Here is a 13339-nt window from a genome sequence, read left to right as displayed (position 1 = left end):
TTATAAATTCCCCAGGTATGCTCACCCGTGCCGGAGGCAGAGCGGGTCGCCGCCGTTGAGATCGCCGCTCCGGATGTAGGCACGGACCCTGCACCCCGTGCCGCAGACCTCCCGCCGGCCGCAGGTGCTGCATGGACTTCCGGTTCGTGTCCCGTCCGCCCGGAACGCCGCGAGCACCGGGTTCTCCGGATCGTTCCAGATCTCGCCAAACGGCCGGTTCCGCACGTTGCCCGCCAAAAATTCCTCAAACTGCGCGAATTGGCAGGGGTAGACGTTCCCGGAAGGGGCGATATTCGCCACCCGCCTCCCGGCGCTGCACCCGGCCGTGCGGGTAAGGAGGCGGTATACCCGGTCGTATGCCGGATGTGCATCGGCTTCCAGCCTCGCAAGCAGGCAGGCGCCGTCCTGGGGAGCATCGACGGTCAGGAACTCCATCGTCGCGGGATCGGTCCGGAGTGTCTCATGGTAGATCCGGTCGAGGACCGCCCGCACCTCCCCGGGCGCGACCTGCAGGTCGGCGTGGACGTCCCCTCCCCGCCCGGTCGGGACGAGCCAGTAGACGCAGAACCGGTGCACCCCGATCGACCGGGCAAGCGCGATCAGGTCGCCCAGTTCGTTGTGGTTCCTCTTCGTGACCGTGAACCGGACGCCGCACCGGAGGCCCGCATCGATGCAGTTCTGCAGCGCCTGCACCGAACGGTCGAAACTCCCCGGCACTCCCCGGAACGCGTCATGGGTCGCCGCCGTCGCCCCGTCGAGGGATATCCCGGCATACCCGATCCCGGCATCCCGGAGCCTTCGAGCGACCGCCGGGGTGATGAGGGTCCCGTTCGTGCTCAGGACCGCAGGGAGGCCGCGTCGGCGAGCGTGGGCCGCGAGGGTCCAGAAGTCCTCCCGCACCAGCGGCTCCCCGCCGGAGAAGAGGAGGAGCGGGACGCCTGCCCGGGCCAGGTCGTCGATGAGCGCCGTCGCCTCGTCCGTCGTCAGCTCGTCCTCCCGCCTCCGGCCGGGCCCTGATCGGAGGTAGCAGTGCGTGCAGGCGAGGTTGCACCGGGAGGTGACGTTCCAGAAGACCACCGGCCCGGACCTGCTCTCCGCAAGCGCAAGGGCGCTCTGCGATGCCGCACGGCCGCTGACCGGGCCTTCGCCGTGCACGAGGCGCGTGAACCGGATCACCGGACCGCCTCCTGCAGGAGGAGCGCGAGCCCCGGGGGCGCGCGTTTCAGTTCCCGGGTGCTGACGAGGACAGTGTAGTCGTCGATGCCTGCCGCTTGAGAGAGCCGGGCGATGTCGCGGTCGACCTCATCGCGACGCCTGCCGTGCAGGACGACAAAGAGGTTGTACTCCCACCTGCCGGGGATAACGGCACGCTCGTAGCAGTGCGTCACCTCCGGGAACCGGGCCATGATCTCCGCCGCCCGCGCCACGTTCCCGGGCGGCACCCGCCACGCGACCATCGCGTTGACCAGGATACCGGCCTTCCGGTGGTCGAGCCGCACCGCGAACCGCCGGACGACGCCCCGGGAGAGGAGAGTCCCGATCCGGGCAATCACCTCCGCCTCCGTCATGCCGAGGTCCTCCGCGATCGCCTGATACGGCTCGCTGACGAGCGGGACGCCATCCTGCAGCCTGAGCAGGAGCGCACGGTCACGATCGTTCATGTCCCCTCCTCTCCGTCGGGAAGGAAGCGGAACCGGACACCGATCTTGAATCGCCGCACCGAAGGCAGGTCCAGGAGATCGTGCGAGGAGACGCCCGCCCGGGCCGCAAGCCCCCCCACTGTCCTGCGGAGGGCCGCATCGTTGCCGGCCGCGAGCGTGAACCAGAGGTTGTAGTCGTGGTCCCGGAGGTAGTTGTGCGAGACCCCGGGCTCCCGGTTGACGACCGACGCACACTCGTCCACCCGGTCCGGCGGCACCCGCATGCCGATGAGCGTGGAGGCCGGAAGGCCGATCCGCGCCGACTCGAGGACCGGCGATATGGCCAGGACGATGCCCTCGTCGGCGAGCCGGCGCACCCGCCGGAGCACCTCGGTCTCCGGTAGACCGACGCGGTCCCCGATCTCGCGCCACGGCCGCGGGGCCAGGGGAAAGTCGTCCTGCAGTGCTTCGAGAAGTTGCCGATCAAGGGTATCCAAGTCCCGGTCAGTCATGCTTCATCTCTCCCTGCCCCGGCTCGTAGGGGCAGCAGGGGTCTTCCGCCAGGATATCGCCGCCCGGTCCGGAGGAGCGCACCGCTCCCCCGCAGGAATCTTCGCGCCGCCGCCTGACACCGTAGGCCCGGGCACGGCACCCGCCACAGGTCCGGCGATACCCGCACCGCCCGCACTTCCCTCCCAGGCGGTCGGGGTCGCGGAGCGCGGCAAGGATGGGGGAACCGCGCCATATTTCCCCGAACGCCTCCTCCCGGACGCTCCCGACCGGGAGGGGGAGGTACGGGCAGGGCGTCACGTCCCCGGCCGGGGTGATCCGGCAATACGCGGTGCCGGCGATGCACCCCCTCCCCCACAGTGCAGGGTCAAGCCCCATCCGGGCGGCCACCCGGACGAACTGCGGGGCGCAGGTCGGCCGAACCGAGAGCCCCGGATCGCGGGCGTGCGCGAGGATACGCCCGATCGCTCCCTCAGAGGACTCCGGCGGGATATCGGCAAGGTCTTTTCCCCGGCCCGTCGGGACCAGGAAGAAGAACTGGTAATCGCGGACGCCGAGACTCTTCCCGAACGCGACGATCCCGTCGACCTCCCCGGCATCGGGTCCGCCGATCGAGGCGTTGATCTGGACGGGGACGCCCGCTCTCCGGAGAGCGCGGATGCCGTTGACCGCCTGCTCCCAGGCGCCATCGACGCCCCGGAAGGCGTCATGAACCCCCGGGTCCGTGGAGTCGATGCTGACCGCCACCTTCCGGATGCCGGCATCCCGTATCCGGCCCGCGACGGCGTCGGTGACGAGGACGCCGCTCGTGCCCATGGCGACCCGAAGCCCGCGCCCGGCAGCGTAGCCGGCAAGATCGAAGATATCGGGGCGGAGGAGCGGTTCGCCCCCGCTGAGGATCAGGATCGGCCGGCCGACGGCGGCGATCTGGTCGATCAGGGCCATCCCCGCGGCGGTGTCGAGGTCCCCCGGAGACCCGTCTCTGCTCGCATCGATGGAGCAGTGGGCGCAGGCGAGGGTACACCGGGACGTGACGTTCCAGGAGACGATGCGGGGTCCGCTGCCGCCGTTCATACCCCTCTCCATCACCCTGCTCCCTCCTCCCCGTGCGGGAAGATGACGAGCAGCCCGGCAAAGAGCGCGATCAGGTCGAGCGGCGGGAGGAAGCCTGCAACGAGAGCGTATCTCCCGGCCCTGGCGAGATCGCCCCGGCCGATCGTCCGGTATGCCGCAAGCCCAAACCCGATCCCGGCCGTCTTGACTGCGGCAAGGAGAAGCGCCCCCGCCGGGAAGATGCCGGGCCTTGCGGGCAGGCCCCCGATGACGATAGCGAGGAGTGTCGCAACGGCAAAGAGCCCGAAGACCACCGATATGGCGATGAGGACCCGTGCAATCTTCGTCTCCTTTCCCATGCCCCCCATACCGGGCCGCTCCTCTGCGTCGTGGGTATTAACCTTTATCCCGGAGGGGAGCATAAGAGCGGCATGCGCCCCTGATCGCAGAGGCACAGGCTGTCGGGCAGCGTATCGATGAACTTACCCGGGGGTTCCCACCGTGCCCGGCCCATATGGCCCCGGCTGTAACAAGGAGATAAGGGAAGAAGGGGATACGGGGTTGCCCGTTCCCTTTGCCTTCAATGTCTGTTCCTGATCATTGTACGATAAAATTACCGTTCATCGACGGGTGAACATCGCACTGGAAGTAGTAGGTCCCGGGTTCGGACGGTGCCGTGAAGGTGTAGTTCGTCTCGGCAGGCCCGGTGATGATGTCACCCACAAAGATGGATCTGGAACGGAGATTGCTGTCGTAGACCGCGAAGTTGTGGGAGATGCCGTCGTCCTTGTTCACGAAGTGCACGGTCACGTTCGCTCCCGCAGGCACCGTGATCGTGCTCGTATTGAAGGCGGTGTTCTCCGCGGTGAGGTTCACCACCGTCGCGTTCCCGGTTGCGTTCCCGCCGACGGTGACGTTGACCGTGTCAAAGACGAGCGGGATGAGCGGGGTGTGGTCGTTGTTGACCGCCTGTACCGAGAAGTTGTGCGCCCCCGGCGTCACGTTCTCCCAGGTGTGGGAGAGGTTCGTGGAGATGACGTAGCCGCCGGTCTTGGGGATAGCAGGCGCGCTTGCGTTCGTCGGGACCACGGCATCCAGGTAGTAGTGCAGGTGGCCCTCGCCCGGCACGTTCGGCTGCCCGGTCGGCGCAACCAGTGTGAAGTTCGTGACGTTCACGCTCACCGTGACGTTCCCGGCGGCGACGCTGGCATTCGCCTCCGGCGACGTGATCGTGACGTTTGTCGCATTGGTCTCGTTCCCGGCCGCGGCCGCAGTCGGGGTCTGGCCGCCCCCATACTCCTGGGCGACCGCCCCGGAGAAGAGAGCCACACACCCTATCACCAGGGTGAGGATCAGGAGTCTCGCCAATCCAGTCATGCGGGGCGGGGGGACGGGCGCGAGTGCTATATACTTTTCGCAGGGCCGCCACTTGCGCCCCGGAGAGCCGGGATTCACGGGAATAACCCTCATTGTTCGCCTGGTTTCCCCGGAGAGACAGGGTTAAATGACGGGGCGCCGTATCCCCGTCTCATGCTGCGCACAAAGAGGATCTATGAAGAACCCTCGGTGGACGACGGGATCCGGATTCTCGTCGACCGGCTCTGGCCGCGGGGCCTCTCGAAGGAGAAGGCAGAGATCGACCGGTGGGAGAAAGACCTTGCACCGACGAGCGAACTGCGGAAGTGGTTCGGGCACGACCCGGCGAAGTGGGATGAGTTTCTCCGGCGCTACCGGGCCGAACTCGAGGGGAAGGAGGAGGAACTCGCCCGGCTCCGGCAGGAGGCGAGCGAGGGGACCGTCACCCTCCTCTACGCCGCAAAGGACGAGGAGCACAACAACGCCGTGGCCCTGAAACGCTACATCGGGGGAGGGTAGCCGGAGCGCCGACACCTACTTATGGTTTCAGGAGAGGGCACTCCCCATGACCATGGAGAGCGACAGGATATCCTACCACGACTCAGTCCGGACCGTCTACGAACGGCTCAAGAAGGACGGCATGTCGAACGTCTGGGATCGCTACGAGGCTCAGGGCTTCGGGAAAGACCCCGACAAGCGGTGCGGCTTCTGCCAGGCGGGCGCCCGGTGCGACTTCTGCTCGAACGGTCCCTGCCGGGCGGACGCAAGCCGAAACCACCGGGGCGTCTGCGGGATCAACGCCGACGGCATGGCGATGCGGATGATGCTCCTCCGGAACGTCATGGGCGCGTCGAACTACCACTTCCACGCCCAGCAGGCCGTCAGGACCCTCCGGGCGACCGCGGAGGGAAAGACCCCGTTCTCGATCGCCGAGCCGGAGAAACTCCGGACGTTTGCGGGACGGCTCGGCATCGATACCGGCGGGAGCGACGCCGAGGTCGCGCTCCGGCTCTGCGACTTCGTCGAGGAGGACTTCCACCGGTTCACCTACGAGCCGAGCCGGATCGTGGAGCGGCTCGCCCCAGAGGAGCGAAAAGAGGTCTGGAAGCGCCTTGGGCTCTTCCCGGGCGGGATCACGGGCGAGACGATCGTCGTTACCGCGGCCAGCCTGACCAACGTCGACGGGTGGTACGCGAGCCACGCCATGCGGGCGATGCGCCTCGGCGTCGCGATGGCCTACCAGAGCCAGATCGTCCTCGAGTACATCCAGGACATCCTCTACGGTATCCCGCAACCGCACCCCATGCGGGTCGACCTCGGGGTGCTCGACCCCGACTACGTCAACATCCTCCCGAACGGCCACGAGCCCTTCCTCGGGTTCGCCCTCATCGATCTCGCCCACACCGGCGAGTGGCAGCAGAAGGCAAAGGATGCGGGGGCAAAGGGCCTCCGGGTCATCGCGAACATCGAGACCGGGCAGGAACTGATCCAGCGCCGGAAGATGGACGACGTCTTCTACGGCTACACGGGGAACTGGATCATGCAGGAGGCGGTCCTCGCCACCGGGGCGGTTGACGTCTTTGCCGCCGACATGAACTGCTCCCTCCCGCTCGATCCCCTCTACGCCGAGAAGTACCACTTCAAACTGATCCCGGTCAGCGAGGTCGTGGTCTTCGAGGGCGGGACGGACCGGCTCGAGTACGTCCCCGAGGAGGCAAAGGAGCAGGCGGCGGCCCTCCTCCAGATGGGGATCGAGAACTTCAAGAAGCGGCATGCGAAGATCGAACCGATCCGCGGCCTTCCTGTCCGGGAGGCGGTGGTCGGGTTCGCTCCCGAGAGCATCGTCGCGGCGCTCGGCGGGAGCCTCGACCCGCTGCTCGGTGCTATCAAGGACGGCACCATCCGGGGCATCGTCGGGCTCGTCTCCTGCACCACGCTGCGCGACTCCGGTCAGGACGTCCACACCGTTGCGGTCGCAGAGAACCTGATCGCCCGCGACATCCTGGTCCTCGGGATGGGATGCGGCGTCGCCGCGCTCCAGGTCGCCGGGCTCTGCTCACCGGAGGCGAAGGAGAAGGCCGGGCCGGGGCTTAAGGGCCTCTGCACGGCGCTCGGCGTGCCGCCGGTCCTCGGCTTTGGAACCTGCACCGATACCGGCCGGTGCGCCGACCTCCTCTTCTCGGTCTCCGACGCCCTCGGCGGGGTGCCGCTCCCGGACCTCCCGGTCGCCGTCGCCGCCCCGGAGTACATGGAGCAGAAGGCGACGATCGACGCCCTCTTCGCGCTCGCGCTCGGCGTCTATACCTACGTCAACCCGGTCCCGACCGTGACCGGGGGGCCGGACCTCGTCAAACTCCTCACCGAGGACCTCCCCGGCATCACCGGCGGGGTGCTCCACGTCGAGACGGACGCGAGAGAGGCAGCGGAGGGGATGCTTGCGCATATCGAGACGAAGCGGACGAAGTTGGGGCTCTAAGCACCACAATCCTCTTTTTGGCCTGTCACCCGGGATGGTACAGAACCTCCCCCGCTTCCTCCCGGCCCCTCGATCCGCTCCGCAGTCGCGATCATCCTGTTGACGAACTGCCGCTGGACGCAGGTGATGAACGGGAGGGTGATCACGACGGCGTTACGCACTCCGTCCTCCCGGTAGACGATCATGCAGACCCGGTCGTCGGCGATGAAGATGTACTCGAGCAGAAACGCCGCCCCGTCCACCGAGAGCGGGGCGCAGTAGACCTTCTCAAAGACGTTCTCCTGAAAGAAGGTGCAGAAGGGTTTCGGGGCGTAGAGCGATGCGTCTCCGAGCGGCTTTGTGATCCCGCGCTTCCCGTTCGGGAGGAGGACGCTCACCGGATGGTCTCTCGATGCATCGGCGATCAGCCGGGCGAACTCACCGATCTCGCCGTAGTCGAGGCAGACGACCGCGAGGTCGCGGGTGACGCCCGCGGCAAGCGACTCCGCGTGGCGCCGGATGCTCCACTCCCCCTGCACGTACCAGATCGGCGAGTTCTTCGACCGGGCGTCAAGCGAGAGGGCCTCCAGGTCCTGCACCGCCGCCGTCGCCGCGGCATCGGCCGCGCTCTTCAGGTGGCGGATGACGACGGCGGGTTCGGCCGGGATGTAGAGATAGGGGTTCCCCCGCCGGACCGTGATGAAACCCCGTGCGGCAAGCCCTTCGGCAATGTCATACACCCTCGGGCGGGGAACCCCGCTCGCTTCGTGGACCTGGCGGGCGCTCCCCTCGCCGATCCCGACGAGGGCCGCATAGACCCGGGCTTCGTACTCCGTCAATCCGAGCGTCGTCAGGTTCCGGACGAGACCGTTCATAGTTGTTACTATGATAGTTACACCATGATTAAACCTCTCCGCGTCGCATGATCTCCTGTCAAGCTCTGGTGAGACCATGCAGCTGGAAACTATCCTGAACCGTATCCTGCGGCTCATCGGCCGGGAAGACCGTGAGACGTCCGGGGCCGGCCCCGGCGACGCCTGCTCCTTCATCATCGACCCCTTCTCCGGGGATGATGAAGGCGAGGCCGGGGACGGGCAGTCGGTATCGGTGGCGGCGATCAGGAGAGCGTGCCGGCGGATGCAGGAGGCAGCGACGAAGAAGGACCTCCTCTACGTGATCGTCGACGAGATGAAGGTGTTTGACCTGCACGACCTGGAGGTGATGAACGCCCGGTTCGAGCGGAAGGTTGCCGGCCTCCCGGAGGACTACCGCGACCGGCTCCTCGAAAGCGTCCGGGAGGAGATCTTCGGGGCGCACCACCGGCTGGTCCTCCTCTCCCGGAACGGCGGTGGATCCGACGACCCCCCGGACCCGGCGCTCGGCGCCTACTGCGCCATGGTGGCGGAGGCCTGCACCGAGAAGGCTCGGGAGAAGGACCCGAAGTATCTCTACCTGAAGTACCTCCTCTCCGGGTTCACGATGTTTGTCATGGACGAGCCCGCCCACCCGGTCGGCACCCCGTTTCCCGGCGGGCAGATCGTCGACGAGTGGGAGGGGGCCTACCTCTGCCCGGTCAGGGATAAGGCCGACGACGTGGCTTTCGCTCTCTGCCCCTACTGCCCGGCGGTCCAGAGCACGGAGCCGACCTTCCCGGAGATGCGGGCCCGCCGCCATGAGCGGCGGCGGCGGGAGAGCCTGGCGAACTACTGGACCAACTATAAGGGATGAATGCGATCTGACAGACTGGAGATGAATGAGATGAAGATTGTTGATGTAGCAAAGGTACCGATCAGCGAGACGCCGCACCATGTCGACGCCCGGAAGGTCTACGACACCGAGCACGCGAACGCGGTTGTGATCACGCTTGCGCCGGGAGAGTCGCTCAAGAAGCACATAACCCCGGTGGACGTCTTCTTCTACGTCCTCGAAGGGACGGGGATCGTCGAGATCGGCGACGAACGCGCGGAAGTCGGCAAGGACCACCTGGTCGACAGCCCGGCAAAGATCCCGCACCGCCTGGCAAACGAGAGCGAACGCCCCTTCCGGGTGCTCGTGGTGAAGGTCCCGCGCCCGACGACCGGGACGAGACTGCTCTGAGGAAGGGTAAGAAACAATGGTTGTTGAGGCTATCCCGAAAGGCGTAGGCTTCATCTACGCCCTCCTCGCCATCGTCGTCCTCGTCTGGCTCTGGCGCTCCGGCCGGTTCACCCGGCGGCGCGCGCTGCCGTTCCTCGTCGTCTCGGTGCTCCTCGGATTCCTGGTCTTTACGCCGGTCTTCCCCTACCAGTTGCAGCTCCTCGTCCTCCAGGACGCAGCGGGGCTCGGGGCGCCGCTTCCGGGGGTACTCATCGGGACGCTTGCCTTCATCGTCCTTACCCTCGTAGTCGGCCGGATTATCTGCGGGCAGATCTGCCCGGCGGGCGCCGTCCAGGAGGTCATGCACCTCGTGCCGGTGAAGAAATACGGCAGCGCCGAGAGCCGGGTCCCGGTGGCGGTCAGGGCCGGCATCTTCGTCGTCTTCCTCGCCGCCGGCCTCGGGCTCGGGATAAACCTCCTCGGGCTCATAGGCCTCGCAGACTTCTTCAACCTCGCGGTCATGAGCGTATCGTTCTTCGTCTTCCTCGGGATCGTCCTCATATCCGCCGTCGTCTACCGGCCGTTCTGCCGATACGTCTGCCCCTACGGCGCCCTTCTCGCCCCCGCGGCGTCAAGGGCCCTCTACCGGCTCCGGCGGACGGACGCCTGCATAAAGTGCCGGAAGTGCGAACGGGCGTGCCCGACCGGAGCGGCGAGGCCCGACGACCGTCTCGGGGAGTGCTACCTCTGCGGCCGGTGCACGGAGGCCTGCCCGGTTGACGGGGCGCTCGTATACGGGCGGGGGAGATGAGAAGAGTACATATGCGAAGGGCATCAGAGTAAAGAAGAGGTTGGTATACCATGGCTAAAGAGAATCGCGCAGAGTTGCAGGGGAAGGTCCTCCGGCTGGCGGACCTCGTCGCCTACCAGGACGGGACCGTGGCGAGCAGGATGATCATCAACAAACCCTCGGGGAGCATCACCCTCTTCTCGTTCGACGAAGACGAGGGGCTCTCGGAGCACACCGCGCCCTACGACGCGACCGTGACGATCCTCGACGGAGAGTGCGAGGTCTGGGTCGCGGGCGAGACGTTCCAGATGAAAGAGGGGGAGACGATCATCTTCCCGGCCAACGTCCCCCACGCCCTCTCGGCCATAACCCGGTTCAAGATGTCGCTTACGATGATTCGGGAGTGAGGGTATGACAAACGAGAAAGAGGGCGACTACTGCACTATCTGCGGTGGGGTCCGGCCGGACGCGATCAAGATCAAGACGGTCCTCGTGGACGGAAAGGAGACCGGCATCAACCAGCTCGAATTCATCGTCGCCGGTGTGCGGGATCTGCATCTCGAAAACGACGCCGCCATCCGCGACGAACTTCTCAAGTGGGCGAGCGAGTTCAACTACATCCCGACGAAGAAGAAAGCGGCGTACGGCGATGCCCTGATGCAGGAGTACAAGGGAACGCAGGAGTGAGCGGTCGGCACCGGAACGGTCTCCGGCGCCGCACCCCTCAGGAAGTTGCTTTTTTCAACAGGCTCCGTCCCGTGAGCCGCCAAAAAAAGGTCAGGCGCTGATGGCAGCCAGCCTGCCATCTTCGCGCACGAACAGCCAGTAGCCCTCGGTCGGGGAGAGTCCTTGATCGTCGGTCTGGTTGTTGACGATCACCGGCCGGTAAGTCTGGTCATCCGCATTGTAGCCGACGACGTAGACCCAGACGTTTTCCACCGACCTGAGCGTCTCATCCGCAGAATGCGGGGTCAGATCGGAGTAGCCGATGGCGTTCCATCCCGGACTGAGCGTCTTTGTTGCAGGAGCTCTCATCGGGTTGGTGCTGAGGTTCAGCTTCAGGGTCAGATTCTCGGCCGAGTAGACCCAGTATCCCTCAAGGACCTTCAGCGTCTCGTTCTCACCCACCGGAGTGAAGCCGGTCGCCGGGGCAAAGGTGTAGACCGACCTTCCGCCCATGTCGACATCGCCGAAGACTGCTGCCACGGTGTTGTTGCCCGCAGAGAGCGGTTTCGGGATAGAGACAAAGTTCCAGCCCTCATACAGCTCGAGATCCACGGTCTTCCCCGGAGTCGGCGTGACGTTCACCGTCGGAGTCGGAGTAACGTTCACCGTCGGAGTCGGAGTAACGTTCACCGTCGGAGTCGGCGTGACGTTCACCGTCGGAGTCGGAGTAACGTTCACCGTCGGAGTCGGAGTAACGTTCACCGTCGGTGTCGGGGTAACGTTCACCGTCGGTGTCGGAGTAACGTTCACCGTCGGAGTCGGGGTAACGTTCACCGTCGGTGTCGGGGTAACGTTCACCGTCGGTGTCGGCGTGACGTTCACCGTCGGTGTCGGCGTGACGTTCACCGTCGGTGTCGGAGTAACGTTCACCGTCGGGGTTGGGGTCGGGATCGTGGTGCCCGGTGGGATCAGGACACCATCGATCACGTAAACGGTGATGTTGTTCGTGATCTGAATCTGGCGCACGACGACGTTGTTGTTGATGATCAGTCGACCATCGTCGGTGATCGAGACGTTCACGTTCGTTCCCTCAACGGTCGGCAGGGATATCTGGCCGTCGGTCGAATTCCGGCAGAGTTTCACGAGATCTTCGATCGTGTAGTTCCCCTGGATGGTGTGGTAATCAATGATGTTGTTCAGGAGCGTGGTGTCGTTCAGAATCGCCGAGAGCGTCTGGTTGCCCAGGCCGGCGAATGCCTCATTGGTCGGGGCGCATATGACATACGTCACGTTCTGCTGAAGCCTCTGGTCGATCGTCGAATTGTTGATGACGGTGACGAACGTCGTCAGGTTCTCCTCGCCGGAGAGTTTCGTAGCGATCTGAGCGGTCACATTCACTGCCGGCGTCGGTGTCGGCGTGACGTTCACCGTCGGAGTCGGAGTAACGTTCACCGTCGGTGTCGGAGTAACGTTCACCGTCGGAGTCGGAGTAACGTTCACCGTCGGAGTCGGAGTAACGTTCACCGTCGGAGTCGGAGTAACGTTCACCGTCGGAGTCGGAGTAACGTTCACCGTCGGAGTCGGAGTAACGTTCATCGTCGGTGTCGGCGTAACGTTCACCGTCGGAGTCGGAGTAACATTAACTCCTCCAGTGGCCGTCACGTTGACCGTATCGGCAACCAGCGGGATGAGCGGGGTGTGATCGTTGTTGACCAGCTGGACCGAGAGGTTGTGCGCACCCGCCGTCACGTTCTCCCAGGTGTGGGTGAGGTTCGTCGAGATGACGTAGCCGCCGGTCGGCGGGATGGCGGGTTCACTCGCGTTCGTCGGCACCGGGGCGTCCAGGTAGTAGTGCAGGTGGCCCTCGCCCGGCGCGTTCGGCTGCCCGGTCGGCTCCACCAGCGTGAAGTTCGTCACGTTCACGCTCACCGTGACGTTCCCGGCAGTGACGTTGGCACCCTCCATGGGCTCGATGATGGTGACGTTCGCTTCAGTGGGCGGCGTCACGTTCCCGGTCGGTGTCGGGGTGACGTTCCCGGTCGGTGTCGGGGTGACGTTCCCGGTCGGTGTCGGGGTGACGTTCCCGGTCGGTGTCGGGGTGACGTTCCCGGTCGGTGTCGGGGTGACGTTCCCGGTCGGTGTCGGAGTCACGTTCCCGGTCGGAGTCGGCGTCACAACCGCCCCAAGAACGGTCACGTCAATTGTCAACGTATACGTGGCATTCTCTAAGGTGTGATCCGGAGGCCCGTAGGAGAAGGTTAGATTGTCCCCGTCGGTCACGTTCGTCACCGCGGGTCCTGTCGTGCCCGCCTCATCGTTCACCCAGAACGTCCAGTTGTTCGGAGTCCCGTTCACGATCTTGTTCTCAATCCCTGCAATCGCTAGAATGCTGAGATTCCCCTCTTCCGGAGGCAGGTCTTTGGCGACCAGGTACTTAAAATCTCCAAGAATCGAGGCCTCATCGAGTGCTCCAAGCACGGTCGCTTGTGGTACCGCATACGATTCGGTACTGTTCACAGGCGTAATGTTCACAGACTCATCAGGGCTCAGTTCGACAGGCCCTCCTCCAATCAGGACTGCCGTAGTTGCGGCAGTGAGTGACAGGAGAAGAACGAGGCAGAAACCGAGCAGTAAATGTTGCTTCACACATATCCCCCCTTGCAGGCAGGGGAATATTCAATGTTATATAAAAATATTGCGATAATAATTCTGAGATCTCAAATAAGGCGAATAAAGGCCATATCTCCCCATATCCACCGTGAGAATAGATCCTCGGTGGAAGGCCAGGCCGAC

The 13339-nt window shown here is 65.0% G+C and carries 15 protein-coding genes; 7 read left to right on the top strand and 8 right to left on the bottom strand.

What is annotated here, in order from left to right:
* Positions 1-21 precede the first annotated feature (21 nt).
* The 6 genes from MchiMG62_RS07060 to MchiMG62_RS07035 form a co-directional block, all read right to left on the bottom strand.
* On the bottom strand, positions 22-1176 hold the full coding sequence (locus MchiMG62_RS07060; protein ID WP_221056360.1) for a radical SAM/SPASM domain-containing protein: 1155 nt from the start codon (positions 1174-1176) through the stop codon (positions 22-24).
* A complete protein-coding gene (gene ahbB / locus MchiMG62_RS07055; protein WP_221056359.1) occupies positions 1173-1661 on the bottom strand; it encodes a siroheme decarboxylase subunit beta in 489 nt (162 codons plus the stop codon). Before ahbB ends, MchiMG62_RS07060 begins: the two co-directional genes overlap by 4 nt.
* A complete protein-coding gene (ahbA, locus tag MchiMG62_RS07050) occupies positions 1658-2152 on the bottom strand; it encodes a siroheme decarboxylase subunit alpha (protein ID WP_221056358.1) in 495 nt (164 codons plus the stop codon). The genes ahbB and ahbA overlap by 4 nt, the downstream gene beginning before the upstream one ends.
* Positions 2145-3236: a radical SAM/SPASM domain-containing protein gene (locus tag MchiMG62_RS07045; protein ID WP_244987608.1), complete on the bottom strand. Its 1092-nt coding sequence runs from the start codon at positions 3234-3236 to the stop codon at positions 2145-2147. Before MchiMG62_RS07045 ends, ahbA begins: the two co-directional genes overlap by 8 nt.
* Positions 3236-3571: a hypothetical protein gene (locus MchiMG62_RS07040; RefSeq protein WP_221056357.1), complete on the bottom strand. Its 336-nt coding sequence runs from the start codon at positions 3569-3571 to the stop codon at positions 3236-3238. Before MchiMG62_RS07040 ends, MchiMG62_RS07045 begins: the two co-directional genes overlap by 1 nt.
* A 229-nt stretch (positions 3572-3800) precedes the next feature.
* Entirely contained in the window at positions 3801-4580 is a 780-nt protein-coding gene (locus MchiMG62_RS07035; RefSeq protein ID WP_221056356.1) for a cupredoxin domain-containing protein, read from the bottom strand.
* 153 nt (positions 4581-4733) lie between these two features.
* On the opposite strand from MchiMG62_RS07035, the gene MchiMG62_RS07030 reads away from it, so the two are divergent.
* Together MchiMG62_RS07030 and cooS are read left to right on the top strand one after the other, a co-directional pair.
* Positions 4734-5078 (top strand): DUF488 domain-containing protein, encoded by a 345-nt coding sequence (locus tag MchiMG62_RS07030; RefSeq protein WP_221056355.1) that lies wholly within the window; start codon positions 4734-4736, stop codon positions 5076-5078.
* Positions 5079-5124: 46 nt separating this feature from the next.
* Positions 5125-7035: an anaerobic carbon-monoxide dehydrogenase catalytic subunit gene (gene cooS, locus MchiMG62_RS07025; protein ID WP_221056354.1), complete on the top strand. Its 1911-nt coding sequence runs from the start codon at positions 5125-5127 to the stop codon at positions 7033-7035.
* On the opposite strand, the gene MchiMG62_RS07020 is transcribed toward cooS, so the two are convergent.
* Complete coding sequence (locus tag MchiMG62_RS07020) at positions 7032-7889, bottom strand: TrmB family transcriptional regulator (protein ID WP_221056353.1); 858 nt, start codon at positions 7887-7889, stop codon at positions 7032-7034. The genes cooS and MchiMG62_RS07020 overlap by 4 nt on opposite strands.
* A gap of 76 nt (positions 7890-7965) precedes the next feature.
* Between MchiMG62_RS07020 and MchiMG62_RS07015 the strand changes: the two genes are divergently transcribed.
* The 5 genes from MchiMG62_RS07015 to MchiMG62_RS06995 are packed head-to-tail and all read left to right on the top strand — an operon-like array spanning position 7966 to position 10567.
* The gene (locus tag MchiMG62_RS07015; protein WP_244987607.1) at positions 7966-8742 is read left to right on the top strand and encodes a DUF2115 domain-containing protein; all 777 of its coding nucleotides are present in this window, start codon (positions 7966-7968) and stop codon (positions 8740-8742) included.
* Positions 8743-8772: 30 nt separating this feature from the next.
* Entirely contained in the window at positions 8773-9111 is a 339-nt protein-coding gene (locus tag MchiMG62_RS07010; protein WP_221056352.1) for a cupin domain-containing protein, read from the top strand.
* Positions 9112-9127: 16 nt separating this feature from the next.
* Entirely contained in the window at positions 9128-9901 is a 774-nt protein-coding gene (locus tag MchiMG62_RS07005; RefSeq protein WP_221056351.1) for a 4Fe-4S binding protein, read from the top strand.
* A 50-nt stretch (positions 9902-9951) separates the two neighbouring features.
* Positions 9952-10287 carry a cupin domain-containing protein gene (locus tag MchiMG62_RS07000; RefSeq protein WP_221056350.1) on the top strand — a complete coding sequence of 112 codons (336 nt, stop codon included), beginning with the start codon at positions 9952-9954 and terminating at the stop codon, positions 10285-10287.
* 4 nt (positions 10288-10291) lie between these two features.
* Complete coding sequence (locus MchiMG62_RS06995; RefSeq protein WP_221056349.1) at positions 10292-10567, top strand: NAC family transcription factor; 276 nt, start codon at positions 10292-10294, stop codon at positions 10565-10567.
* Positions 10568-10657: 90 nt separating this feature from the next.
* On the opposite strand, the gene MchiMG62_RS06990 is transcribed toward MchiMG62_RS06995, so the two are convergent.
* Positions 10658-13063 (bottom strand): fasciclin domain-containing protein, encoded by a 2406-nt coding sequence (locus tag MchiMG62_RS06990; protein WP_221056348.1) that lies wholly within the window; start codon positions 13061-13063, stop codon positions 10658-10660.
* Positions 13064-13339 lie beyond the last annotated feature (276 nt).

It is taken from the genome of Methanoculleus chikugoensis (assembly GCF_019669965.1).
GTDB classification, from domain to species: Archaea; Halobacteriota; Methanomicrobia; order Methanomicrobiales; family Methanoculleaceae; genus Methanoculleus; species Methanoculleus chikugoensis.
This window is presented reverse-complemented; position numbering and strand designations above follow the sequence as displayed.